Annotated in this window: 17 protein-coding genes; 6 read left to right on the top strand and 11 right to left on the bottom strand. The window is 66.5% G+C overall.

The window, feature by feature from the left end; genetic code table 11:
• Nucleotides 1-105: 105 nt before the first annotated feature.
• Genes dapF through GGQ62_RS01030 form a run of 3 tightly spaced genes read left to right on the top strand, consistent with a single transcriptional unit; the run spans nucleotide 106 to nucleotide 3,076 of the window.
• Nucleotides 106-915: a diaminopimelate epimerase gene (gene dapF / locus GGQ62_RS01040; protein WP_152576892.1), complete on the top strand. Its 810-nt coding sequence runs from the start codon at nucleotides 106-108 to the stop codon at nucleotides 913-915.
• Entirely contained in the window at nucleotides 912-1,829 is a 918-nt protein-coding gene (gene ftsY, locus GGQ62_RS01035) for a signal recognition particle-docking protein FtsY (protein WP_152576893.1), read from the top strand. Before dapF ends, ftsY begins: the two co-directional genes overlap by 4 nt.
• A 17-nt stretch (nucleotides 1,830-1,846) precedes the next feature.
• Nucleotides 1,847-3,076 (top strand): MFS transporter, encoded by a 1,230-nt coding sequence (locus tag GGQ62_RS01030; protein ID WP_243445987.1) that lies wholly within the window; start codon nucleotides 1,847-1,849, stop codon nucleotides 3,074-3,076.
• A 26-nt stretch (nucleotides 3,077-3,102) separates the two neighbouring features.
• On the opposite strand, the gene GGQ62_RS01025 is transcribed toward GGQ62_RS01030, so the two are convergent.
• Entirely contained in the window at nucleotides 3,103-5,481 is a 2,379-nt protein-coding gene (locus GGQ62_RS01025; protein WP_152576895.1) for a TonB-dependent receptor, read from the bottom strand.
• 134 nt (nucleotides 5,482-5,615) lie between these two features.
• Nucleotides 5,616-6,701 carry a Gfo/Idh/MocA family protein gene (locus GGQ62_RS01020; RefSeq protein WP_153401093.1) on the bottom strand — a complete coding sequence of 362 codons (1,086 nt, stop codon included), beginning with the start codon at nucleotides 6,699-6,701 and terminating at the stop codon, nucleotides 5,616-5,618.
• A gap of 28 nt (nucleotides 6,702-6,729) precedes the next feature.
• On the opposite strand from GGQ62_RS01020, the gene GGQ62_RS01015 reads away from it, so the two are divergent.
• Both GGQ62_RS01015 and GGQ62_RS01010 read left to right on the top strand, forming a co-directional pair.
• On the top strand, nucleotides 6,730-7,665 hold the full coding sequence (locus GGQ62_RS01015) for an aldo/keto reductase (protein ID WP_152576896.1): 936 nt from the start codon (nucleotides 6,730-6,732) through the stop codon (nucleotides 7,663-7,665).
• The gene (locus GGQ62_RS01010; RefSeq protein WP_152576897.1) at nucleotides 7,662-8,720 is read left to right on the top strand and encodes an LLM class flavin-dependent oxidoreductase; all 1,059 of its coding nucleotides are present in this window, start codon (nucleotides 7,662-7,664) and stop codon (nucleotides 8,718-8,720) included. The genes GGQ62_RS01015 and GGQ62_RS01010 overlap by 4 nt, the downstream gene beginning before the upstream one ends.
• A gap of 32 nt (nucleotides 8,721-8,752) precedes the next feature.
• Here GGQ62_RS01010 and GGQ62_RS01005 read toward each other — a convergent pair whose 3' ends face one another.
• From GGQ62_RS01005 to GGQ62_RS00985, 5 genes are all read right to left on the bottom strand, one after another.
• Complete coding sequence (locus GGQ62_RS01005; protein ID WP_152576898.1) at nucleotides 8,753-12,403, bottom strand: SDR family NAD(P)-dependent oxidoreductase; 3,651 nt, start codon at nucleotides 12,401-12,403, stop codon at nucleotides 8,753-8,755.
• 11 nt (nucleotides 12,404-12,414) lie between these two features.
• Nucleotides 12,415-17,919, bottom strand: coding sequence for an AMP-binding protein (locus GGQ62_RS01000; RefSeq protein WP_152576899.1), 5,505 nt, complete (start codon nucleotides 17,917-17,919; stop codon nucleotides 12,415-12,417).
• 477 nt (nucleotides 17,920-18,396) lie between these two features.
• Complete coding sequence (locus tag GGQ62_RS00995; RefSeq protein ID WP_152576900.1) at nucleotides 18,397-19,194, bottom strand: PEPxxWA-CTERM sorting domain-containing protein; 798 nt, start codon at nucleotides 19,192-19,194, stop codon at nucleotides 18,397-18,399.
• Between the two features lie 200 nt (nucleotides 19,195-19,394).
• Complete coding sequence (locus GGQ62_RS00990) at nucleotides 19,395-20,456, bottom strand: acyltransferase family protein (protein WP_167649421.1); 1,062 nt, start codon at nucleotides 20,454-20,456, stop codon at nucleotides 19,395-19,397.
• Nucleotides 20,446-21,909 carry an undecaprenyl-phosphate glucose phosphotransferase gene (locus GGQ62_RS00985; protein ID WP_152576902.1) on the bottom strand — a complete coding sequence of 488 codons (1,464 nt, stop codon included), beginning with the start codon at nucleotides 21,907-21,909 and terminating at the stop codon, nucleotides 20,446-20,448. Before GGQ62_RS00985 ends, GGQ62_RS00990 begins: the two co-directional genes overlap by 11 nt.
• Before the next feature lie 134 nt (nucleotides 21,910-22,043).
• Between GGQ62_RS00985 and GGQ62_RS00980 the strand changes: the two genes are divergently transcribed.
• Nucleotides 22,044-22,307 carry an XrtV sorting system accessory protein gene (locus GGQ62_RS00980; protein ID WP_152576903.1) on the top strand — a complete coding sequence of 88 codons (264 nt, stop codon included), beginning with the start codon at nucleotides 22,044-22,046 and terminating at the stop codon, nucleotides 22,305-22,307.
• Between the two features lie 54 nt (nucleotides 22,308-22,361).
• On the opposite strand, the gene epsI is transcribed toward GGQ62_RS00980, so the two are convergent.
• The 4 genes from epsI to GGQ62_RS00960 are packed head-to-tail and all read right to left on the bottom strand — an operon-like array spanning nucleotide 22,362 to nucleotide 26,237.
• Nucleotides 22,362-23,051, bottom strand: coding sequence for an exosortase-associated protein EpsI, V-type (gene epsI / locus GGQ62_RS00975; protein WP_152576904.1), 690 nt, complete (start codon nucleotides 23,049-23,051; stop codon nucleotides 22,362-22,364).
• A complete protein-coding gene (gene xrtV / locus GGQ62_RS00970) occupies nucleotides 23,048-23,935 on the bottom strand; it encodes an exosortase V (RefSeq protein WP_243446616.1) in 888 nt (295 codons plus the stop codon). The genes epsI and xrtV overlap by 4 nt, the downstream gene beginning before the upstream one ends.
• A gap of 2 nt (nucleotides 23,936-23,937) precedes the next feature.
• Nucleotides 23,938-24,858, bottom strand: coding sequence for a CpsD/CapB family tyrosine-protein kinase (locus tag GGQ62_RS00965; protein ID WP_152576905.1), 921 nt, complete (start codon nucleotides 24,856-24,858; stop codon nucleotides 23,938-23,940).
• Complete coding sequence (locus tag GGQ62_RS00960) at nucleotides 24,840-26,237, bottom strand: Wzz/FepE/Etk N-terminal domain-containing protein (protein WP_152576906.1); 1,398 nt, start codon at nucleotides 26,235-26,237, stop codon at nucleotides 24,840-24,842. Before GGQ62_RS00960 ends, GGQ62_RS00965 begins: the two co-directional genes overlap by 19 nt.
• Nucleotides 26,238-26,266 lie beyond the last annotated feature (29 nt).

The following is a 26,266-nucleotide window of genomic DNA, read 5'->3' as shown; positions in this document are numbered from 1 at the left end:
GCTCTATCGCCTCCCGGTGCCGAAGTCACCCGCTGTCGGAACGGCCACCGCGACCGACTTTTTTGCAGGATGACAGATTTCCCCGGCGGCCGTATCAGGCTGGCCATGGCGCCACGGTCCTTCCTGAAAATGCACGGCCTGGGCAATGATTTCGTCGTGTTCGACGCACGCGGCGACGCCTTCGACCCGGATGCCGACCTGGTGCGCCGCCTCGCCGATCGCCGCACCGGCATCGGCTGCGACCAGCTGATCGTCGTCGATGCCAGCGCCGTCGCCACGGTGCGCGCACGGTTCTGGAACTGCGACGGCGAAGCCGTCGGCGCCTGCGGCAACGGCAGCCGCGCCGTCGCGGCACTGGTCGGCGGCGATGCCAGCATCGAAACCGCGGGCGGCCTGCTGACGGCGACCGCATTGGTCGGCGGCGCCAGCGTCGACATGGGGACACCCAGGTTCGATTGGGACGCTGTGCCGCTCGCCTATGCGATGGACACGCTGGCGCTGCCGCTGGCCTGGGGGCTGCTCGCAAACCCTGGTGCCGCCAATGTCGGCAACCCGCATATCGTGTTTTTCGTCGCGGATCCGGACGCCATCGATCTCGGCGTCATCGGGCCGGAGATCGAACACGACCCGGTTTTCCCCGAACGCATCAACGTCGGCGTCGCGGCGCTTCCGGCCCGCGACCACATGGTGTTGCGCGTCTGGGAGCGCGGCGCCGGCCTCACCCGCGCCTGCGGCACCGGCGCGGTCGCGGCCGTCGCCGTCGCACAGCGCCGCGGCCTCGCCGATGCGCGCGTCACCGTCAGCCTGCCGGGCGGCGACCTCGTCATCACGCGGCAGGACGACGGCCATCTGGTCATGGCCGGCCCGGCGGTGATCGCCTTCACCGGCACCGTCGACCTGGAGGATTATCGATGAGCTGGCTCGACCGGCTGAAATCCGGCCTCACCCGCTCGACATCGAAACTGGGGGACAGCCTCGCCGGCCTCGCCACCGGCAGCATGCCGCTCGACGACGCAAGGCTCGACGCGATCGAGGAGGCGCTGATCGCCGCCGATCTGGGGCCCGCCGTCGCCGGCCGCATCCGCGATCGCCTCGCCGACGTCAAATTCGCCAAGGGCATCGACGAGGCCGGGCTGCGCGCCGCCGTTGCTGCCGAAGTCACCGCCGTCATGGCGCCCGTCGCCAAGGCGCTGCAGGTCACCGCCTTTCCGCGGCCGCACGTCATCCTCGTCGTCGGCGTCAACGGCTCGGGCAAGACGACGACCATCGCCAAGCTGGCGCGCCGCTTCACCGAGGCGGATTATACCGTCATGCTCGCCGCCGGTGACACGTTCCGCGCCGCCGCCATCGCCCAGCTGAAGATCTGGGCGGAACGGATCGGCGTGCCGGTGATTTCAGGCGAACAAGGGGCCGACGCGGCGGGCCTGGCCTTCGAGGCGTTGAAGGCGGCACGCGCCGCCGGCAGCGACGTGCTGATCATCGATACCGCCGGCCGGCTGCAGAACAAGGCCGGGCTGATGGACGAACTCGCCAAGATGCGGCGCGTCATCCAGAAGCTCAGCCCGGCGGCGCCGCACGACACGGTGCTGGTGCTCGATGCCACCACCGGCCAGAACGCCCTCAACCAGATCGAGGTGTTCCGCGACATCGCCAAGGTCACCGGGCTGGTGATGACCAAGCTCGATGGTTCGGCGCGCGGCGGTGTGCTGGTGGCAGCTGCGGAGCGTTTCCGCCTGCCGATCCACGCCATCGGCGTCGGCGAGGGCATGGACGATTTGCGGCCGTTCACCGCCGAGGAATTTGCCGACGCCCTGACCGGCACGTCCTGATGGAGGCAGCGGCCGGAATGACCGCAGCCGGGCGTCGCCTGCTCGTCGGCCTCCTGTTCGTGGCGATCGCGCTCAACTATGTCGACCGCCAGGTGCTGTCGCTGCTCAAGCCGACACTGGAGGCCGAATTCGGCTGGACGTCGAGCGACTATGCCCATCTGGGCTCGGCGTTCCAGATTGCCGCCGCCTCGGCGCTGCTGCTCGTCGGCTGGTTCGTCGACCGTGTCGGCGTTCGGCTGGCGCTCGGCCTCGGCGTCGTGCTGTGGAGCCTTGCCGGCATGGCGCATGCCTTTGCCGGTTCGGTGCAGCAGTTCGTCGCCGCGCGGGTGGCGCTGGCGGTGGCGGAATCGGTCGGCACACCGGCGGCGGTCAAGACGGCGGCGGTCTATCTGCCGCTCCGGCAACGGTCGTTCGCGCTGGGGCTGTTCAACACCGCCCCCAATATCGGCGCCATCTTGACGCCGCTGCTGATTCCGCCGCTGGCGCTGGCGTTCGGCTGGCGGGCGGCCTTCCTTGTCACCGGCGGCCTCGGGCTGGTCTGGGCAATCTTCTGGATCATCGGCACCCGGCGGCTGCGGCCGGTCGAAGCCGTCACGGCCGCGACGCCAAAGGCCGCCGGCTGGGGCATGCTGCTGCGGGCGCGCAGCAGCTGGACGATCATCGGCGCCAAGGCCCTGTCCGATCTCGTCTGGTGGTTCGTGCTGTTCTGGACCCCCGATTTCTTTCACCGCGAATTCGGCCTGGAACAGGGGGCGCTCGGCTATCCGATCGTGCTGATCTTCAGCTTCGCCGCTGCCGGTGCCCTGTCATCGGGCTGGCTGTTTCCCAAGCTCGTCGACTCCGGCCTCAGCATCAATGCGGCGCGCAAGCGCTCGATGCTGTTCTATGCGCTGTTGATCGTTCCCATCCCCCTGGCGCTGCTGACTCAAAGTGCCTGGGTGGCGGCGCTGCTGATCGGCGTCGGCCTGTTCGCGCATCAGGGGATTTCAACCAACATCTTCGGGCTGAGCACCGACATCGTCCCGGCTAGCGGCATTGCCCGTGTCATCGCCATGGGCGCCGTCGCCGGCAATATTTCGGGCAGCCTCATCATCGAGCTGGCGGGCTGGTCGATCGACAACGGCCATGGCTATTGGCCGATGTTCGCCATCTGCGCGGTCGCCTATCTGCTGGCGCTGGCGTTCATCCAGTTGATGCTGCCGGTCATTCGGCCGGTCAACCCGCTGGACGAACGCCCGGCTGCCTGAAACCCGGCAGCCCAGGACCTGGCCGCCTAGAAATTGTACCGCCCCGTCACCCCGAAGTAACGATCGGCCTCGCGCGGGATCAGGTAGCGCAGCGACCCGCCGGGGCCGCCGTTGGTGATCTGGGCGGGAAAGCTCTGGTCGAACAGGTTCTTGACGACGAACTGCAGGCGGAAGCGGTCGTCCTTCTCCACCACCGCGAACTGCAGGTCGACCAGGCTGTAGGCGTCGATCAGGCCCTGCTGGCGCACCAGCGCGCTTGCGTCGAACAGCGACAACTGGCTCGACTGGGTCGAGGCCTGGACGCCGAACGCCAGGTCGACCGCCGCGCCGGTGCGCCAGCGATAATCGGCGCCCAGCGACCCCTTCCATTTCGGCGCAAAGGCCAGCGGCGTGCCGACGGGCACGACCGCCGCCCCCGGCGGCGCGTTGAAACGGTCGACCCGGGCATCGGTATAGGCCAGCCCGCCCGTGATGGTGAAGTCGGTGACCGGGCGCCAAACCAGGTCGAGTTCCCCGCCGCGGGTGGAAATGTCACCGGCATTGGTGAAGCGCGTGATGACCACGCCGGCCACCAGATCGGGGTTGTTCGCCTGGAAATTCTTGTACTTGGCGTAATAGCCGGCGAGATTGAGGATCAGCGAACCGTCGAACAGCACGTTCTTCAGGCCGATTTCATAGCTGTCGGCGGTTTCAGGCGCGATGACATTGGTGCCATTGGCGTTGAGGTTGAAGAAGATGTTGTACGCCGGCCCCTTGTAGCCGCGCGAATAGGTGCCATAGGCCATGACGTCCGAATTGACATCGAACTGCAGCCCGGCCTTGCCCGACAGGTTGTCGGCGTTGGTCGCGGTGGTGAAAGGTGCGCCGTTCGATGCCAGCGGGTCGCCGTTGATGTTCGCCGGCGTTGACGTGTTGAACACGCCCTGGTCGAAGTTGCGGTTGACGCCCGGGATGCCGGCGACGTTGGGTGTTGTCACCCGGCGGTGGAACACCGACAGATTGTCGATCGTGTAACGCAGGCCGACGATGCCGCGCAGCCGGTCGCTGAAGTTGATCGTGCTCTGGCCGAAAACGGCGACATTGTCGAACGTCGAACCGAAATTGGCGGTGCCCGAAAACAGTGACGTCGGCGGCGCGCCCGCCGCGCCGCACGGCACGACGGCCGCAACCGCCGGGGCCGGATTGCAGCTGACCACGTTGCGGGTGAAGGTGCGTTCCGAGACGGCGTGCGAGTAAAAGGCACCCAGGACATAGCTGACGAACTGGTCGGCGGGCGAGGTCAGCCGCAGTTCCTGGCTGAAGGTGCTGCCGGTCTGCGGGCCATCGTCGTGGAGCTGCGGAATGCCGGCGATCGGCTGGCCGATCCAGTCGCCGTCACGGATCTCGCGGTTGGCATAGTTGCGATAGGCGGTGATCGACGTGACGGTTTGCGTGCCGAGCTCGGCATCGAGCTGCGCCGACAGGCCCCAGCTGGTTTCCTCGGTGCGGGTGACGAGGTTCTGGCGGATCGTGCGCGTTTCATCGCCCTGGAAGTTGATGCCGGCGAGCGCCAGCGCGCCGACGCCGGTGGGCGCCGTACCGATGACTTCGGCGCAGCAATCGTCGTTCGCCTGGCGCCAGTCGGCGATGACCGTCAGCTTGGCGCTTTCGCCGATATCGGCCTCGACCATGCCGCGGACGCCATAGCGTTCATAGCCGTTGACCCGGCGATTGATGCCGGCAGCATCGTTGAAGATGTTGCCGTCATATTTCCCGTAGAAACCGGTGATGCGGCTGCGGGCATTGTCGCTGAGCGGCACGTCGATGGCGCCGCGCGCGCGATATTCGGTGCCGTTGCCGAGATAAAGCCCGCCTTCGGCAAAGCCGCCCAGCACGTCGCCCGGCCGCTTCGAAACGATGTTGACGACCCCTGCCGAGGAATTCTTGCCGAACAGCGTCCCCTGCGGCCCGCGCAGCACTTCGATCCGCTCGATATCGACAAGGTCGGAAAAGGCCTCGCCGGCGCGCGACAGCACGACACCATCGAGAACGGTCGACACCGAGGGCTCGCCGGCGATCGAGAAGGTCGAGGTGCCGACGCCGCGCAGGAACAGCGACTGGTTGATCGACGTCCCCGACTTGCGGAAATTGAGGCTGGGGACGAGATATTGCGCGCCTTCGAGGCTGAGTGCGCCCTGGCGCGCGAGCATGTCCCCCGAGACGACGGACACCGCCACCGGCACGTCCTGCAACCGTTCCGACCGCTTTTGCGCGGTGACGATGATTTCCAGCGAATCGTCGGTGTCTGCCGCCGCCACCGGCCCCGGCGCTGGCCCCGGCCTCGACGACGCCGCCACCTGCGCCTGCGCCGGCGCAACACTCAACGCCGCAAGCGCCACAGTGCCGAGAAAGAGTGTCCGCATCATCGTGCCTCCCAAAGCCGTCGCCGGGGTTTCTCCCAGGTCGATCGATTGCCGCAACAAAGCCTTTCTTCGCTGTGCGTCAATCGACGCTGCCGCGAAACGCCGCCGCTGTTGCAACGCGGCAACAGCGGTGGCGGTCAAAGCCCCAGTTCGGCCATCGCCACCACGCGCTTGTCGCGCGCGCTCATTTCCGCCGCCAGCCCCATCGCCACGGCGCGCAGGCCATCATCGGCGGTAACCATCACCGGCCCCTGCCCGCGCACCGCCGCGGCGAAATGCTGGTGCTGGTAGAAGGTCGAGCCATGATGCTGCCCCGCCGCCAGCGCCGCGCCATCGGTATGGATGACGTCGCGCGTCGCCTGCTTGGGGTTCATGAAGCCGACGCGCGGGCTGTGGACGATGGCGCCGGCCGGGATGAAGCAATCGAGCCGCGCCGCATCGCCGGTGGCGGCGATCTCCTCCTGCTGTTCGGCGCCATCGGCGAACATGCACAAATCGAGCATGGCGCGGACGCCGTTGGCGAAATCCACGGTGGTGAAGCTGTTGTCGATGATGTCGGGGGTCCGCCCATCATAGCGTTCGTCGCGGTGGTTGACGTCCATCGCGCCCGAACAAAAGACGCGCACTGGTTCGGACTGGACGATCAGCCGCATCAGGTCGAAGAAATGACAGCATTTTTCGGTCATCGTGCCGCCGGTGTTGGCCGAAAAGCGGTTCCAGTCGCCGACCTTGACGAGGAACGGAAAGCGATGCTCGCGGATGGCGAGCATGTGCAGCCGGCCGACCCGGCCATCGTGGATCTGGCGGACATATTCGGCCATCGGCGGCATGAAGCGATATTCCATCGCCGTCCAGAACACCCGCCCATAGGCCTTTGCCGCATCGGCGATGGCGCGGGCGTCCGCGATCGTCGTCGCCAGCGGCTTTTCGCACAGGATGTGCAGGTTGGCGGCCATCAGCGGCGGCAGCACCTGCGCATGGGTGAAATTGGGGGAGGCGATGACAACGGCGTCGCACAGGCCCGACGCGGCCAGCGCCTCGGCATCGGCGAAGCGCGCGACGTCATGGCCGATGGCCGCGGCCGCGCGATCGAGCGACGACGTCACCGGGTCGGCGATGGCGGTGACCCTGGTGCCGGGGGTGAGCGCCAGATTGGCGATATGCTCGATCGCCATCATGCCGGTCCCGACAATTCCATAGCGGATGACATCGGTACTTTTCATTTGGCAAGGCTCCGGGCATTGGCGTGTCATGGATGACATCGTTCTTTCTCCCGATCCCCGGCCGCTCGGCAAGTCCGCATTGCAGGTTTCGCCAATGGCGTGGGGCATGTGGCGCTTCGCCGGCGATGACGTTGCCGCCGCCCGCCGCCGCGTCGAAGCGGCGCTCGCCGCCGGCATCACCTTCTTCGACACCGCCGACATCTATGGCCCGGACAATGACGAGCCGTTCGGCGCATCGGAAGCGCTGCTCGGCCGGGTGTTCGCCGACAGCCCCGGACTGCGCGACCGGATCGTGCTGGCGTCGAAGGGCGGCATCCGCATGGGCGTGCCCTATGATTCGTCGCCCGCCTATCTGCGCGCCGCGGTCGAGGCATCGCTGACCCGGCTGGGTGTCGACCATATCGACCTGTGGCAGGTGCACCGCCCCGACATGCTGGCCCATCCCGCCGATGTCGCCGCGACGCTCGATGCGCTGGTGGCGGAAGGCAAGATCGGCACGGTCGGCGTCTCCAACCACACGCCGGCACAGACGCGCGCGCTGGCGCGGCACCTGACATCGGCGCTGGCGTCGACCCAGCCCGAATTTTCGCCGCTGGCAACGGCACCGCTGTTCGACGGCACGCTCGACGGCGCGATGGAACACCGGCTGGGCGTCATGGCCTGGTCGCCGCTGGGGCAAGGCCGGCTTGGCGAGGGGGATCCGCGGCCCGGCCGCAAGGTTGCCGAAGACAGCCGCATCGTCGCCGTCAAGACCGCGCTGGCGGCGCATGGCCAGCGCCATGGCGTCGGCGTCGCCGCGGCCGCCTATGCCTGGATCATGGCGCACCCCGCCGGCATCATCCCGATCGTCGGCAGCCAGAACGAAGGCCGCATCGCCGAAAGCGCCGACGCCTACAAGGTGCGCTTCACCCGCGCCGAATGGTACGCCATCCTGGTCGCGTCCCTGGGAGAAGATCTGCCATGACCCAATGTGAAGTCAGCTGGTTCTCGGCGCTGTGCGACGACGACTATGAATTTCTGGGCGTGCCCGACCCGCTGCTGAAATCCAGCTTCGAACATTGCCGCGACATTGTCCTGGGCGCCGAAACCGGCGGCTTCGACAATGTGCTGCTGCCGTCGGGCTATGCGCTCGGCATCGATTCGACCGCCTTTGCCGCCGCCATCGCCGTCCTCACCCGGCGCATCAAGCTGCTGCTCGCGGTGCGCACCGGCGAAGCCTGGCCGCCGCAGCTGGCGCGCCAGATCGCGACGCTCGACCGGATCGCCGGCGGGCGCCTCAACATCAACATCATCTCGTCGGACCTGCCGGGCGAAACGCTGGCCTCGAAGCCGCGCTACGGCCGCACCGTCGAGGTGATGACGATCCTCAAGACGCTGCTCAACGGCGAGGCGCTCGACCACCAGGGTGAGCATTACAATCTCAAGCTCGACCCGCCCGGCGTTACCACCGTCTCGGGCAAATGCCCGCCACTGTATTTCGGCGGACTCAGCCCCGACGCGCGCGATGCCGCGGCCCGCGCCGCCGACGTCTATCTGATGTGGCCCGACACCACCCCCGTCGTGCAGGGCATCATCGACGACATGACCGCCCGCGCCGCCACCTATGGCCGGACGCTCAAATTCGGCTATCGCGCCCATGTCATCGTCCGCGATACCGAGGCCGAGGCGCGCGCCTATGCCGACCGGCTGTTGTCGAAGCTCGACGCCGCCACCGGCGACGCCATCCGCGCCAAATCGCTCGACTCGCAGTCGGTCGGCGTGCTGCGCCAGGCCGAACTGCGCGACGCCGCCAGCGACGGCTATGTCGAGGACAATCTGTGGACCGGCATCGGCCGCGCCCGCTCCGGCTGCGGCGCCGCCATCGTCGGCAACCCCGACCAGGTGCTCGCCAAGCTCCACGCCTATCAGGCAATGGGGATCGATGCGTTCATCCTGTCGGGCTATCCGCACGCCGCCGAAGGCGACCTGTTCGCGCGGCACGTTTTGCCGCGCCTCGACCATGGTCCGTTGACCCTCTGATCGCGGGGCGGCGCACGATCGCCGCCCGCGGCTCAGACCGTGATCGACACGCCGCGATAGACCCGCGCCCGATAGCGCGAATCCTCGGCATCGGGCAGCGGCGTTCCCGCCAGCAGCACGGCGCGGGCGAAGCGCTTGACCTCCTCGTCATGCTCGGCGGCGTTGCGCGGTTCCTCGGAGCGGACGCGGCGTGTCAGGTTGATCTGGTTGACCGGCACGTCATGGACCAGCCGCTCGTTCTCGACCGCGATCGTCGCGGTGAAGGCGTGCAGCGTCGTCTTGACGAAGTTCGCCAGTGCGAACGCCGAGCCGCCACCCTGCCCCATCGGCACGTCGGGCGACACCAGCACGATCTGGCAGCCATCGAACAGCGACGCCTTGCGCGCGACGCGGAAATGATGCGTCAGGTTGGTTTCCACGACATCGGCAAAGCCGGCGCCATCGAGCGGCGTCGGGCCATCGAACAGCGCATCGGGCAGCGGCTTGAACGGCGTCGACACGATCGTCGTCGGCCGGCCCCATTGCGTGAGCGCCGCGTCGAGGCTGTCCTCGATGGCGTCGCCGACGACCAGCGTTTCCACCCGGTTACCGCCGTCGATCGCCGTCGCCAGCGCCGCACCGCCCGCCGCCGTCATCGGCAGCAGCACGACCCGGGCCACGCCGGCGGCCAGGAAGCTGCGCGCGCTTTCGGCGAGGTAGTCGACCAGATGTTCGCCGACCAGCCAGACCGTCTTGCCCGCCATGGCGTCGACGCGCTCCTGCCTGGGACTGCCGAACAACTCGCGCTCGGTCGTCGAGCGTTCGACGTTGAGCCCACCCGACGGCATGAAGGTTTCCCCCGACACGGCGCGGTCGGCAAGGAAGAACACCGTCGCCTGCGCGACTTCGCCTTCGGTCGGCATCTTGCCGAGATGCAGCTGCGACAGCACCCCCGACCGGACCTTGGCAGCCTCACGGCCGATCTGCGCCGCCGGCAGCCACGGCATGTCATCGGGCGGGAAGCGCAGCAGCCAGCCGTCATCGGGCTTGCTCGCCCAGCCCAGCCCCAGGAAAAACCCGCCGAGCCGCAGCCGCTTGACCAGCTTTGCCGCCAGCGCCGGTGTCAGCAGGTACCGATCCCAGCAGCAGCTTTCATCGCCTTCGCGCGCGCACGCCAGCGCCAGGTCGCGCAGTTCCTGCGGCACCGCCTTGTCGTGGCTCAACTGCACCGTGTCGTTGCGTGCCAACCGGCCCAATATCGTCTCGACATTCTCGCCGCGGCGTACCGCCTTGATGGTTGCGGCATAGACGGCGTTGAGCCGCTTGTTCTCCAGGATCAGCCGGCCGCGCCGTTCGAACAGCCCGGGCTTGCCGCCCAGCCCCGCCAGCCGGTCGCCATCCACTGGCCCCGGCGCAATCGCGTTGATCTGGATTTCCGGCCCCAGATGCCGCGCCATCGATTCGACCATGGCGCGCTGCCCGGCCTTCGACACCGCATAGTCGGTGCGGTTGGGGTAGCTGACGGCGAGAAACTTCTCCCCGCCGAAATAGCTCGACACGTTGAGGATATAGCCCGAGCCCTGCGCCTTCATCATCGGCACGACCATGTGCATCAGCGCATAGTTGGAGATGAGATTGGCGTTCTGCGTGTTGCGCCACGCCTTCAGGTCCATGTCGACGGCCATTTCCTCGGCCCCCGACACGCCGGCGTTGTTGATGAGATAATCGATGTGGCCGAATGCCTTGATCGTCTCGTCGACGGCATGCTTCAGGCTTGCCATGTCGGCGACATCGACATTGGCGAGGGTGCGCACCCGGCGCTCGACGCCCGAAAAGCCGATGTCTTCCAGCTCGCCGACGATGCGTTCGCGTGCCGCCGCCAGCTCGCTTTCTCGGCGGGCGACCATCATCACCTTGGCCCCCGCGAGCGCCAGCAGCCGCGCGACCTGGCCGCCGATGCCGGCCGAGCCGCCGGTGATCAGCGCCACCTTGCCGAGGTGAAGGCCGGTGATGTTCTCGGTCGTCCCCACCATTGCGCGCCGCGCGCCGGTCGCTTCGGCGATGCTTTCGGGCAGGTACAGATTGACGGGGTCGATCTTGCGCTCCTTGAGCACGATCCGCGCTGCCTGGCCGGCGGCGAACGACAGGCTTTCGGGCTCGGCATTGGTGTAGCGGACGATCTGGTTGCCCCATTCGGGCTTGTCGCGCCGGCCATGCGCAGCGTCGACGGCGCTTTCGTCGCGCCAGACGCGGATCAGCTCCTCCAATGCGGCGCGCAGCAGATTGGCATAGGCGTTGCCGGCGCCATCATCGCCGTTCGACACGAAGACGAAGCGCGGATCGTGGAGCAGGCCGTCGTGCCGCTTCCAATAGCGGCTGAGCGTGCGCGCCACGGCGATATTGGCTTCCAGCTCGTCATCGACAAAGCGTTCGACCTGCGCGTCGCTGGCGTCACCAATCGCGCCGGTGAAATAGCCGGCGGCGCGCGTCGGCAGGATGATGGCGCCGGTCACCGGGCAGCAGGTGGCGGTGAACTCGGCAAGCACCCGGTCCATGACGAGATTGTCGTGGCGGGGGAAATGCACGACGTGAATGCGCGGCGTGTCCGCCAGCTGCGCTGTCGCGTCCTCGGCGGCCGCCCTGGCATGAAAGCCGAGAAGTACCTCCGCACCCGCATCGGCCTGCACACGGGCGATCGCGATGGCGTCGTCGAGCTGGCTGCCGGCGCTGACCAGCACCCCCAGCCCGCCGCCGTCGATCGACCGCATCGTCGGCCGCGAGGTGAAGGTCGATCGCGATTCGGGCCGGACCGCCATGCCATGGGTGACTTCGAAATCATGGCCGGAGAAGGCCGCCGATTCATCGGAGCCGAGGAAGACACAGGTGTGGGCAATGTCGGCGGGGGTCGGGAAGGTCTTGGCGCGGGCAGCGCCATCGACGCTGCGTTCCAGCGCCATCAGGTCGAAGAAATGGTTCGCCGTCGCGCCGGCTTCGTCCCCGCGCAGGCCGTCCATGGCGGCAAAGACGTTGCGGATGCGCTCGCTGGCGATCGGCCCCGGGAACAGCAAATTGACGCGGATGCCGCGCGGCCCCAGCTCCGTCGCCAGTTCGCGTGACAGCGCGTTCATCGCCGCCTTGGGAACGGTATAGGCAGCGCGCGCATAATATTCGGTGCGCGAGAAGATCGTCGACACGTTGATGATCGATCCGCCCTCCCCCATCGCGCCGGCGGCGGCGCGCACCATGTTCCAGGCGACGACCATGATGTTGCGCGCGGCGTCGCCCACTGTCTCGCTGTCGGTGCTGCCCGCGGCCTGCAGGGCCGCCAGATCGGCGGTGCTCAGAGGCAGGTTTTCCAGTGGCTGCTTGGGGCCGGCCGACCCGGCATTGTTGACCAAAATGTCGATCCGGCCATGGCGCGCGACGACTTCGGCGATGCCGGCGCGCACGCTCTCGGCGTCGGCCCCGTCGATGACCACCGTCGAGGCGCGATCGCTGTCGACCTCTGCCGCCGCCACTGCCGCCTCGCGCGCCGTGTCGGTCCGCGCGCGGTCGCGCCCGGAAAACACCACGGTGGCGCCTTCGGCCAGATAGCGCCGGGCGATATTCTGCCCCAGATTGCCGGCGGCACCGGTGATCAGCGCGACTTTGCCGGCCAGGCGGCCGACAGGCGCAGTTGTTGCGGCGGTGGTGGTCTTGCCCATCGTCGGTTCTTTCAGTTCGAGGTCGCAGGGGCTTCGGCCGCCCAGGCTTCGTACAGTTCGTCACGGCTGCGCAGCCCCGACGCCGGCAGCGCATGGTTGACGATATAGGTCGCGCCCGAATGGCGGTTGTCCCACATCGACTGGTGCGCTTCGGGCAATCCCTCCCATGGCACCACCGTCGGCTCGGTTACGTCGAGCAGCCCGGCTGCGACCATGTCGTTCATCCGCGTCACTTCATAGGCATTGCACAGATGCGTGCCGAGGATTTCGGCGGTCGGCATGATGATCCGCCGCTGCCGCGTCCACACCTGCGGCGCGTAGAAATTATAGCGCTGCCCGGCCATGTCCTCGGCATAAACGATCCGCCCGGTGAAGGGCTTGACCAGCGCCGAGGTGACCCCGAGCGTGTCCTGCCCGGCACGTTCCAGCACGATGTCGGGAGCGCCGCGCGGGTTGTCGGGGGATCGCAGCAACTTGCCGACGGCACTGCCGAACGGCTTGAGCGTCTTGTCCTGGAATTCGCGCACGGCTTCGCGGAAGGCCTCGATATCGGCACGCGCTACCGGCAAACGCGGCATGGTGTCGGGCCATTCGAAATTGGCCCCCTCCCGCCGCTTGATGCCTTCCAGAGACACGACCCCCGCCACGGCATCTTCGAAACCCAGCGACAGGATGAATTCACGCTGGCCATCGGTGGTGGTGACCACGACGGTGCGGGCGCCGATGCCGCGCGCCGCCTCGATCATCTCCAGCCCGGTTTCGTCGGCGAGCGCCGTCGAATTGGGACCGTAGAAGATCAGGATCGCCTCGCCGCCCCGGGCACCGGCCTTTTGCAGCATCGCCTCGGCGGTCGATGCCCCTGGCTTGCCCATGAAGCCGAGGTGATAGCCCGACGACGCGCCATAAAAGGCCAGCTTGCCCCCTTCGGCGAGCAGCTGGAAGCTGCGCGGGAACGACGTCTCGCCGGCATGGCTGACGGCATAATCGGCCAGCTTGCCATTGTTGAGGCGCTTGTATTCCGCGACGAGCGGTGCGCCCGCTGCCTCCCACGCCCGCGACGCCTCCGCCCCATCGGGAACCGGCGTGTAAAGCGCGGCAAAGCGCGCATCGGTCCGGTCGATGGCGCCCACCGCGCCCTTCAGCGTCACGAACTCCGCGCGCGCCGGGCTCGACACCAGCCCGGTCACCGCCAGCCCGCTGGCCTTCGACGACTTCAGCGCATCGAGCCCGGTCCCGGTCGCCGAGCCTTCGATGAAGATCGTCTTGCCGCCGACGATTTCCAGCGTCGTGAACAGGCAGCGCACGATCGTGCCGAGGTTGAGGATATAGCTGCCCGCCTGTTCGAGCGTCAGGTCGCCGGGAACGGCATGCAGCTGAGGCGCCTGGACGGTGAGGAACTGGGCGTGGCTGCCGGTCTTGGTTTCATAGCCCTGGATGCTGAAATCGGCGAACATCGGGTCCCGGCCGGCCGCCGGGCTGAGCAGATCCGACGTGCCGGAATAGACCGCGACCATGTCGCCGACCTTCAGACGGCCCTCGCCCCGCGCTTCGGAGCCCAGCGCCGCGATCAATGCCAGGCCACCCGACCCGGTCGTCTGGAAATCTTCCTCATGGCCATCGAAGGGCGACACCGGAATCCCGGTCAACGCCCAGATATCGTTGAAGTTGACCTCCGACGTCAGCAGATAGACCAGTGCCTCGTTCGGCTCCGGTGCCGGCACCGGCACGATCAGCTCGCGCTCATGCGTCGCCGGCTGGCCGAACCGCGGCGCCCCGGTATCGGCGTCGCGCGCAATGCCAAAGGCATATTGGTGGCCAGGGATCGCCGTCACGCCGGGGAAGAAGGGTGCGCCGACCGGCAACAGGTCGCCGGCCGCTTCCAGCCGCTCGGCCCGGGCGTCATGCTCGCTGTCGATGAAGACGCCGTTGCGGCGCACCGGCAGCGGCGGGCTCTTCTTGTCGAGGAATTCGCGAATGCCGGTCTTGCCGCCCTGCGGGTCGACCACGGCTTCGGCGAACAGCTGCGCCTCGCGTTCCAGCCCGGCGGCCATGCCCTCGGTCCAGCCGGCGCGGATCGCAGCGATGGCGCGTTCGCCGGCGGTCGCGCGGCCGGCCCATTCGAGCTGGCGCAGAATGCGCTGGACAAAGTCATCCGCCAGCGCTTCGTCGAGATCGACATGCGCCGGCTGCTGCCAGGCGCCCTTGGCGGCCTTGCGGCGTTCCGCCCAGACGCGGCCGAGCTTGCTGTTCTCGCCATGGCGAACGAACTCGCGCACCGCGGCATGGGCGAGGCCGAGCGCGTCATCGGCACCGGTCGCAAGGGTTTCGACAAGGCCGATTTCCAGCGCCGCTTCGCCATCGATGCTGCGGCCGCCAAGGATGAGGTCGAGCGCATCGCGCAGCCCCTCCGGCCCGCGCTTTTCGGCGAGCAGGCGCGGCAACCTTTGCGTGCCGCCATAGCCGGGCAGCAGGCGCAGCCGGATTTCGGGCTGGCCGAAGCGCGCATGCGCCTCCGCCACCCGCCAATGGCAGGCCAGCGCGAATTCCATGCCGCCGCCGAGCGCGACGCCCTGGATCGCGGCGACGCACGGCTTGCCCATGCTTTCGATGCGCGCGAACGCCAGCTGGGCGTTGTTGGGCAGCACCCGCGCTTCCTCGATCGTGTGGATTTCGTCGAGGAACTGGCGAATATCGGCACCGGCGACAAAACTCGCCGTGCCGTCGCCGGTGAAGACGACGGCGACGACATCGTCGCGCCGCGACAGATGCTCGACAACGATGACCAGCTCGTCGATGGCGCGCTCGTTCAGCGCATTGACCGGCGGGTTGGTGACGAACACCGTCGCAACCTTCTGCCCGGGCGCGACTTCGTTGTACTGGATGCGGAAATAGCGATAGCGGTCGAAGATCTGCTGGTCTTCGGACAGGCTCTGCCGCCGCTGCCAGTCGCCGATCACCTTTTTCAGCTCATCGAGGCTTTCGGGGTTGCGCAGCGTCGTCACATCGCCGACGTCGCCGCCCTCCACGATCGCCCGCACCATCCGCCGCATATATTTGCCGCTGCGGGTTTCAGGGAACTGGCTGACCTCGATGAAATCACCGGGCACCGCAACGGCGCCCTTTTCCTGCCGCACCAGGTCAGACAGGCGGCGGAAGTCGTCGCGCGTCAGAGTCTGGCCCGGCGCTGCCGTCACGAACGCGATCGGGGTCAGCCCCTTTTCGCGGTGCGGCGCACCGACCACCAGGACATTGCCGAGCGGGCTGTCGGGGTCGAGCTGCTTGTCGCGCAAAATCGCGCCTTCGATCTCCTCGGTGCCCATGCGGTGGCCCGAGACATTGATGACATCGTCCGACCGGCCATGGAGCGAAAAGCCGTCATCGGCATGCCGCACGGCGAAATCGCCCTGGGTATAGGCCCAGACGCCATTCCAGCGCCGCCAGTAATTGCTGTCCCAACGCTCGGCGTCGCCCTTCCAGCCGGCCGCCACACTGCCATCGACGACGGTGAAATGCTCGGGGTCGCCCCAGACGGTGCGCGCCAGATAGGGATAGGGCGCGGCGATGACGATTTCGCCCTTTTCGCCCACATCGGCGCGGCGCCAGTTGACGCCGCCGCCGCCGCCGGCACGCGCCAGCGGCGCCACCGCCTGGCCGTCGCCGGCCTCGTCCTCCACCCAGACATCACCGACGATCCAGGGCAGCGGGAAGGTCCGCGCATCGGCGGCAAGCGGGAAATCGTCGTTGCCGTAGAAATGCGTCCAGGCGATGCCGCCGTGTTCCGTGGCCCAATAGCTGTTGATATATTGCGGCGTCACATTCGCCATGCCGAACGCCTGCACCGGCGGCGAGCAGGGCTCCGCACAGAAGGTCGCGACGCGCAGGCCGCCCATGTCGTAATTCTGGATGTCCTTCAGGTTCTGCGGGTCGCTCATCACCGCCTTCAGGAAGGTCACGCCGGCCTTGAAGATGGTGACGCCGTGCCGCTCGATCATCGCGGCGAAGCGCCCCGAATGCGGGAACACCGGCGCCCCCTCCCCCAGCACCGTCGTCACGCGCGTCAGCAGCGGGGCGGAGATCATGTAGCTCTGGCCGGTGATCCAGCCCGGATCGGCAACGACATACAGCACGTCGCCGGGCCGCGCATCGAACGCCACCTTCATCGTTTCGGCGATCCCGGCGGCGTAACCGCCATGGACATGGACGACGCCCTTGGGTTTGCCCGTCGACCCCGAGGTGTAGATGAAGAACATCGGATATTCGGCATCGACCGGCAGCACCGGCGCTGCCGCCCAGATGGCGCGAACGAAATCGGTGTCCGGCAGTGCCAGCAGTTCGGCCTCCGAAGCAACGCCGGCGGCGGCGAGGATTTCGGCCAGCGCCTTGTTGGTCAGGTCGTGGCTCCACAGGTCGCGGTCGCGCCAGACGATATCGGGCTGGCCGGTGTGGCGCGCGACGACCACGGCGTCGACGCGCGGCGGCGTCGCCACCAGGCTTTCGGCGACCGCGATGCGGATTCGCGCCGCCGCGGTCGAATCGACGGTTCCCGCCTTGCCCAGTTCGGCCAGCGCGCGGCCGACGCCGCGCATGACATCGCCGCGCTCGACGGTGACTTCGCCCTTCAGCGTCGCGCTGACGGTTTCGACCATCGCCGCCGCCATCTCCGCCGACAGGCCGAGATCGTCACCGGCGAGCCGATCGGCCAACAGCCGCAACGCCACCTGCACCGGGACATAATTGTCGAGCGCCGGATCGGTATAGGCGGTCTTGAACGGCACGATCTGCGCCATGCGATAGCCGCCATCGGCGGTGATGACGATCCGCGCGCCGGCGTCATGGATGCGGTCCGAAAGCGTCTTGTCGGAAAAGCCGCCGAACACCGGGGTGTAGAGCACGCCGATCCGCTTGGCCGCTTCGGTCCAGTAGAGCTGCGCCGGGATGTTGGGCATGTTGAGCGCGATACGGTCGCCGGCCTTGAGCCCCAGGTTCTTCAGCGCGATCGCGCATTTGGCGGTTTCGAGCAGCAGCCGCTTGCGGCTGACACCATAGCAATCGACCGGCGCGCCGCGGCCCTGGTCCTGCGCCATGTCCCAGCGATCGCCTTCGAAGATGAAGGCGGTCTCGTCGCCATGGCCGGCGAGGACATGCCGATCGACCTCGTTGAAGCCGCAATTGGTCCGCGCGCCATCGAACCAGCGGAAATGCGGCGCGTCGTCATCGTTGAAGGCCCGCGTCCATGGGGCAAAATCGGCGGCCAGGTCGGGGGTGACGGGCGCGGCGGTGGCTGCGTCCCAACCCGACCAGCCCGTGCCGTCGAAGGCGAGCCACGCCGATGTGCCATCCGCAAGCGGGACCAGCCAGTGCAGGTTGCGCGCCGCGATCGCGCCATGGACGGCACCCGGATCGGCGACCACCGCCGCTCGCAGATCGTCCCAATCGGCCCGCGTCCGGATCGGGTTGCTGACGGGCTCGAGGCGCGCCGGCCGCGCATCCGCCGCCAGAGTTGCAATATCGGTCATTGGTTTTGCCCTTGATCCCCTGCGCGCAATCCCCGCCCAACAGCCATAACGTGCGGCCCCGGCGGGGCCAAGCGATCACATCGAAATGATCCCGCCATATGGCATGACGACGCTTCATTATCGTTAGATGCCGTTTAGGGCACGAATATGTCCGGAATCAAGCTCGAACGACCATGGTGTTGCCATTCGATCGGAAAGCGGGAATCGGGGCGCAGCCTCTGCCTGTCGCACGCGCTACGGCGGCGGGGTCATTTTGCCACAAACTGCAGGGATTCGCGCACCCGTCCCTCCGGCCGAAGCGAAGGCCGTGCGCGACCCGGCCCGAAATACGGAGCCACGGCAGCGCTTGCGCGGTGTCCCGGCATTGCGGCCGATGCAGTTGCGCGCAGGCGACAGCCTCCATGTCCGCAGGCACCAGACACAAAAAGGCCTGCCGACGTCGCCGCCGGCAGGCCCTTTTTGCGATGCGTCAGACGATCAGGCGACGACGCTGCCGTTGCGGGCGCGGCGGCGAACCTGGACGCCGACAAGGCCGAAGCCGACGACGAGCATGCCCCAGACCTGCGGTTCGGGAACGGCATTGACGATCGGCGCCGGATCCGAAGAGAAGCTGCCGCCGGCAACACCGGTGAAGGTGCGCAGTGCACGACCGGTGGTGCGGAAGATCGACGGCGTGATCGAGGTCATCGACATCGAGAAATCACGCGCCGCGGTGGCGTCGAAATCGAGGAAGTCCGACGTATAGGTCAGGACGCCAGTGTCCGAATTGCCCGAAAACGAACCCGACGTCGAAGCACCAAAGATCGACCCGGCCGAGAAGGTGCCGGTCAGCAGGTTGGAGCCCGCTGCATAGGTGACATTGCCGACGGTCACGGCCTGACGGCTCGTGAAGGAGAAAGAGCCAGTCGGAACGATCTGGATGCTGAACCCGCCCATGGTCGATGCCGGCGTGTTGGTCACCGTAATGTCCATGAAGAAGTCAGCCGAAATCGGGCTAACAGTCGCCAGAACCGGCTGGAGGAAGTTGAATGCCACGATGGTCGAGGCCGGAACCGTACCGGTCGCGGAGCCGATGGTGTAGAAATAGCCGCCGGTGCCGGTCGAGGTGTTGGTGACCGACGAGGTTTTGCCGACGCCGTTGTTGACCCAGCGCACATTGGCGGCCGATGTCGGGCTGCTGAACGTCGCAAAGGTTTCGATGACAGCATGCGCTGCAGTGGAGGACAGGGATGCCGCTGCGACCGCAGCGGCCATGATGAGCTTGATCTTCGACATTTAGAGCCACTCCGCAAAGGATTTAACAAAGGGTAAAGGTTTGGAAACACTCGGGAAATCCGGAGAACATCCCCTTGCGAAAGTCTATGCAAGGCCCATGCCAATTGCGTTCGTAACGCTAAGCGTATGAAAATGCGCACCTACTACTTTTGGCTAGATTTGGAACTGTAAAGCCTGCCGACAGTTTGCACCCGTTCGGGTTAGCGCACTCTTTTGAGTGACAGTGCCGGTTCCTCGATGAGGTGCCAGGACAGCGCGGCGAGCGGGAGGGTGATGAGAAACCCCCAGGCAATATTCGCCAGCGGATCGGCGGCACCGAAGTGCAACGCCACCTGCTGCGCCGGGAAGGCATAGATATAGATGCCATAGCTATAGTCCGGCAGCCGCTGGCTGGCGGTCTTGATCGCCGCCGGCATCCGGAAGGCTGCGACCATGACGAAATAGGTCAGGGCAATCTCGATGGCCGGCAGCTGGTACCGGTTTTCGACCGGAACCAGCAGCGCCGCCGCCACGCCGGCGACGGCCAGCGGCCACGACAGGCTCATCCGCTCACGCCACAGCCATGCCAGCACGCCGACGAAGAACGCGAAGCCCAACCGCCGCGCCAGCATGAGCGGCGGAATCAGATTTTCGGGCAAGGCCAGGTGCAGCGCCAGCCCCGCGAGCAGGATGATCGTCAGCCGCCGCCGCGTCAGCCCCAAGCCAAGGCCCGCGAGCAACGCCAGCGCCAGATAGCATCGCACTTCATAAGGGATCGTCCACAGCGAGCCATTGACCGCCATCGACGGCGAATCCAGGAAAATGCCCGGCAATGTATAGGCGCCGCCGATCAGCAGGGCATTGCGCCAGACATAGGCCAGGGTCTCGCGATGGGTGAAGAAGTCCGCTGCCGGGGTGGTGCCGCAGACCAGCCACAGCAGCACCGGCACGACGATCAGCATGACCCACAGCCCCGGGATCAACCGCAGTGCCCGGTTTTTCAGGAAAGTGCCGACGCCCCGCCGCAGCAGCCCGCCGATGACCAGGTATCCGCTGAGCGAGAAGAACAGCAGAACCGCGAGCCGGCTGACCGGCTGGCCCAGGATCGCCACGGACGGATCGAGCCCCTGCGACGGCTGGGTCAAATCCCACCCGTGCGAGAACATCACCGTCGACGCCAGGATCCAGCGCATGAGCGTGAAGGCGTTGCCATCGGCCCGCAGCTCCGCATCGGTAACGGGCGCGCCCAGCCAGCGCGGCTGCGAAAGCGATTCAGAACGCATTTTTGGGCAGCAATACGGAGCCGATGGTCCGGAACAGGATGTAGAAGTCGAACGCCAGCGACCAGTTCTCGATATAGTGAAGGTCATGCTCGAGCCGCTTGACGAGCTTTTCCTCGGTATCGGTTTCGCCACGCCAGCCACAGACCTGCGCCCAGCCGGTGATCCCCGGCTTGACCTTGTGCCGCGCGGCATAGGACGCAACGACATCGGAGAACAGCCGGCCGCCGGCGCGCGTCGACGCCGCATGCGGCCGTGGCCCGACCAGCGACATGTCGCCGTTCAAGACGTTGAACAGCTGCGGCAGCTCATCAAGGCTGGTCCGCCGCAGGATTCGCCCGACGCGTGTCACGCGCGGATCGGACCGGCTGGCCTGCTGGATGGCGTCGAATTCCGACCGGTTGTGATACATGGTGCGGAATTTGAAAACCCGGAACGGCCGGTTGTTGAAGCCTTCCCGCGGCTGGCGGAAGAACACCGGACCCGGCGAATCGAGCTTCACGGCGATGGCGATGGCGAGCAGGATCGGCCAGGTGAACGCCAGGATGGTCAGCGTCAGCAACTTGTCCTCGACCAGCTTGAGCGCCGCATCCATGCCCGAGATCGGCCGTTCGAACAGCGTCAGCATCGGGATGTCGCCAAGCACCACGATCGGCCGCCGGGCAAAGGCAAAGCTGGCGAGGTCGGGCGCCAGACGGATCTTCACCGGCGTCAGCGCGAGGCGGCTGACCACCTGCTGCAGCCGCGCTTCGGCAGACCATGGCAAGGCGACCACGACCTGGTCGACGCGCCCATCGCGAATCAGCGAAATCAGCGCGGAAAGATTGCCGAGCACCGGGACGGTTGCGGCCGCCGACGGCACCCGACCGTCACGGCGGTCATCGAAAAACCCGACCAGCGAGATCGTCAACCGGTCGTGCTTCAAGACATAATCGGCAAAACGCACCCCCTGCGGACCGGCCCCGAAAACCGCCACCCGCTGGTTGAAGGTGCCGCGATTCTTCAGCCGGCGCACCCAGACGGTCGTCGCCCCGCGGGACAGCAGCAGCGCCAGCCCGCCCGCCGCAAACCAGCCACCGGCCCAGGATCGCGACACCGAATCGGACGCTTTCAGGATGAACCCGAGGGTCATCATGAACAGCGCCGAGGTCAGCCAGCTGGTCGCCACCCGCTGCCACGCCATCCGGAGCGAAAACTGCGCATCGAGGTCGTAGCAACCAAGGCTTTCGGCGAGGACGGCAAAGGCGATGCCGGTGATGAGAACGACGCGCAGATGGACCGCGACTTCGGATTCGGTCAGCCCATTGTGGATCAGCAGGATCGCGAGACTGCCGCTGCCCAGCACCACCAGGAATTCCACGATCCGCACGGCGAACGTCGCCACGTCGAGCGGCAAACCGGCACGCCCGCCGGACCGCTCGGCCTGCCGATACAGGTTCACCTGGGGATCGTTCATTCCGTGCCGCCCATCGCCATCAGCAATGCGCAGCTCGTGACAAAATCGCCACGCCCCCGCGCCACCGTTCGCATGTCAGTAGTGCAAAAGGCTGAAGATGATGTAATGGCAGCCAAGAGCATTGAGGGAACATCATGGAAACACCATATGATTGGACGACGATCATCGTCTTTGCCGGCCTCATTGTGCTGTTTCTGCAACGGTCGCAGGGCGCGCCGCGCGACCATCTGTGGCAGTATCTCGTCGCCGCAATAGGCTGCGCGACGACCAATTACCTTGGCAACGAAGCCATCAAACAGAGTTCCATGTCCTATCATTTCGCTGCTGTCGCCCTCGGCCTCGCGACCCTCGCTTTCATCTGGTTCATTCTGCAGCCTTTTACAAATGACCAAAGCTGAACACACGCAGATTTTTGCTGCGGTGCACAATCGCGGCGCCCGGCCCCTGTAGGGCTATGCCATCTCGCCGGCGAGTCGACGTCCGATGAATGCAGGACGATCGGCGGGCTTCATCGTTTCCATCATGATGCGCGCGAAGTCGCCAAGTTCCACGAACGTGGCGGCGCTGGGCTCGCCCACCGTCGACATCCGCACCAGGACACCATCGGCGAGATAGCCGCGCATCTGCTGGCGCAGCTTCACCCAGCGCTGCTCGCGGCCGGTGGTCGGCAGGTCGTCGCCGATGCGCGTCCAGTAGAGAATGGGTTCGACCCGGGTTTCCGACCGCGCCGTCAGCTCGCGGGTCGGCAATTTCGCCGAATCACTCAGCCGGACCAATCCCGGCCGCGAATCCGAAATGGCAAAGCCGACCGCCGAATAGCAGGTCTCCGGACGATGCAGCTGCAGCAGATCGTTCTGAACCGCGCCATAGGCGATGACGAGCATCACCGGCCGCCGGTCGGGAGCCTCGTAAAAGCGCGTGAGTGTCTGGTTGTAGAGCCGGTCGGCAAGGCTGCCCTCGGTTTTCGGCAGCACGAACGCGTCCGATTCGATCGGCCGCCACGACCCGATCTTCTTGGGGACGATCTCCTCGAGCGCGCGCCCCTCGGGCAGCAGCACGAGCCGGTCGCGCGGCCGCAACACCTCGGCGCTGGCCGCGGCGGCAATCAGGCCGCCGCCGAGCAGGATATCGCGACGGTTCATGCGCCCTCCGGCCGATCGGGCGCCAGCGCGTTGCGCACCGGAGTCAGCAGCTTGTCGACAAGGAAGATGAATAGCAGCGCCGAGGTGAACGTCACCATCCCGGCAAAGTTGTGGAGATAGCCCTGCGCCGCAGCATTGCCGAAATGATAGGTGATCAGCACCAATGCGGCGACGCGGATCATGTTCGCCGCAATGGCGATCGGCACCACCAGCGCCAGCAGCAGCATCGAATAGCGCCAGTTGCTGCCCCGCAGCATGTAAACATAGAACAGTCCGATCGCCGACAGGCTGACCAGCGAATTGAGGCCGGCGCAGGCATCCTCGACGAGCAGCTGATAGCTCGCCACGTAGATCGTCACGCCGACACGGGCGACCGGATAGCCGAAGGCGGCAAGGCCGTTGGTCACGACTTCGGACACCAGCAGCTTCAGCGGCTGGGTCACCGTATCCAGCACCCAGCCCGGGATCGGGATGACGAAGCCGAGATAGAAGATCGGAAACCAGAGCATCCGGATGACGACGGCACCGAGATAATAATAGGCCACCGATACCAGCGCCAGCAGCAGCGCCGCCGTCTCGATGCTGATGAAATCATAGGCGCGGCCGAACGCGTAAAGCGGAATTGCCACCAACACGCCGGCAAGCGCCAGGGCGAAACTGCCGTCGCGACGATAGGCACGGATGTCCGGAAGCCGACGGGCGATCAGCCAGCCGCCGGTCGCGACGACGATCGGCCCATGGACGCCCGATTCCATCGACCAGGGACCACGCGCCAGCGACACCAGAGTCGGCAACGTCATCGCCAGGATACCGATGACCAGCAGCCAGTAGCGCGAAGCCAGGGCCGACCAATCGACCGGGCCGGCAGGTGCGATTGTCGCCACTATCAGAATTCGTTCAGAACCGAACCGATGACGGTGCAGCGTGTCGATTGCAGCTGGTTGACGAGCGTCGTCACGTCCTTGAAGTAGCTGTGGTCGCGTCGCGCAACGACCATGGCATAGCCGACGACACCGCCGACCGTCAGCGCATCGGCACTCGAATTTGCCGGGGCGGTATCGAACAGCACCATGTCGAATTCGCGCAACAATGTGTTGACGCCGTCGCGGAAGCGGTTGGACGACAACAGCTCCTGCGGCATCAGCACCGGCGGCCCTGCGGTGATCACCGAAAGATTGGGCAGCACATTGGCATGGACGACCCGCTCCGGCCGCGCCACTTGCAGCGAAAGGTAACTCGACAGGCCGGGGGCATTGGGGTCGAGCCCGAACACCTGGTCGACCCGGGGCGAGCGGAGGTTGCAATCGACGATCAGCGTCTTGACGCCGACCTGTGAAAGCCCCGCCGCCAGATTGGCTGCCATGAAGGTGCAGCCGACGCCTTCGACCGGCGAAGCGACAACGATGCCGCGCCGCCCGACCTTGATGTGCTGGGCGATGATCTGCGTGCGCAGCATGCGGATCGCTTCGGCACGCGGCGACACCGGCTCGTTGATGACAACGAGCTCGTCCGAAACCGGTCGCCGGTTGGTGCTCTGCAGCGCCAGACTGTTGATCAGCAGGTCGCGGGCCCGGTCGAGATCATCATCGCTAATGAAGCCGAGCTCGCGCGCCGCCTGGTCGAAATCCAGGCTCTTTTCTGCCTGATACGCGACGACCCGCTGGGTCTGGTCCTCGGTCAGATAGCCCAGCCGCAACAGCACGTCGCGGATGGGCGAGTCAAAGCCCTGCCCCGCGGCGCCGGTAACCGCCACCTGGCCCGACTGATCGATGACATTCGACGTGTCGGTCATTGTGCGGGCTGCCATTCAGCTGTGGCCTTGCGACCGCTGGAGAAACGATTGCGGATACGGTCCAGCCAGGAGGTGCGATTGCCCTCGGCAACAATCGCCAGAACCGGCGCCCGGGTGGCAAAGGCCAGATCCTCGACCCCGCGCACGCGGCGCGCCATCAGCTCGGTGATCATCGCGATGACGATCCCAAGCGCCAGGCCGAAGCCTGCCGACATACCGAGGATCATCGGCCATTTCGGGAACGACGGCGCACCATTGGCCATCGCGTCGCCCAGGACGACGAGCCCGCTTTCGGACAGATTGGCCTGCAGGCGCAGGTCGGCCGTGCGTGCGGCCGCCTTCTGATACTGGTCGCGCCGCAGTTCGACTTCGCGCTGCAACTGGCCAAGCTCGTTGAGCTTGCCCTTCATGCCGAGCACGAGCGCCTTCTGCGCTTCATATTCGGCGTTGAGACGCGCGATCGACGAGGCCGAGGACCCGCTCTGCATGGCACCGGCGGCCCGCGCCGCAGCCGTTTCGCGCGAGATCTCGCTGTTCAGCATCTGGCGGCGCGACAGCAAGGCCTTGTAGGTCGGATGCTCGGTGCCCAACCGCTCGCCGGCCTGGCCGATCTGGTCGTTGAGCGTCGCCAACTGCACCTTGAGCTGGTCGACAACTGGTGCCGTCGTCGCGGCGCGCGTCGCCTCGAAGTCACGGTCCGTCGCGCTGGCGCGTGCGGCCATCAGGGCGCCCTGAAGGCTGGCGAGCTTGCTGCTCTCCGCCTCGGCGTTCTGCGGCCCCATGACGATGCCATTGTCCTTTTCGAACTTGTTCATCGCGTCTTCGGCGGCAACCAGGGCCCGCTGGGCACGATCGGACTGTTCACGATACCAGTCGGCCGTCCGCCCGGCGCTGTCGGTGCGGAAGCGCAGGCTGGCGTCGATATAGGCGTCGCGCAGCATGCTGACGATCGTCTTGGCGACTTCGGGATTGGGGCCTTCATAGGTGATTTCGAGAATGTTCGAGGTGTCGACCATCCCGGCATTGGTGGCGTTGATGATGCGCTGCGCCGCCCAGCGACGCATGTCGCCGACACCGCCGGTATCGGCCTGCCATGCGGCGATGACCGCCGGGTTCTGCAGCCAGCCGGCACGATCGACCACGTCACCGGCAACGCGATAATCCTGGATCAACTCGGTCTGCGTCTTGATGTAGGATCGCACCGCCGGGCCGCCGAGCATCTGGCCGGTCACCGGGTCGGGCTTGACGACGTCGAGGATGACGCGCGCCCGCGCGTCATAGCGCTCCGGCAACGACTTCGCCGTTGCGACGGCAACGACGACGCAAGTCACCAGCGAGATGATGATGATCCACCGCCGGACCATCAGAATTCGCAGAAATTGCATGATGCTCATCAGCGACTACCTCTACTAAGCGCCGGAAT

This window comes from Polymorphobacter fuscus, from assembly GCF_011927825.1.
Lineage (GTDB): Bacteria > Pseudomonadota > Alphaproteobacteria > Sphingomonadales > Sphingomonadaceae > Sandarakinorhabdus > Sandarakinorhabdus fusca.
This window is presented reverse-complemented; position numbering and strand designations above follow the sequence as displayed.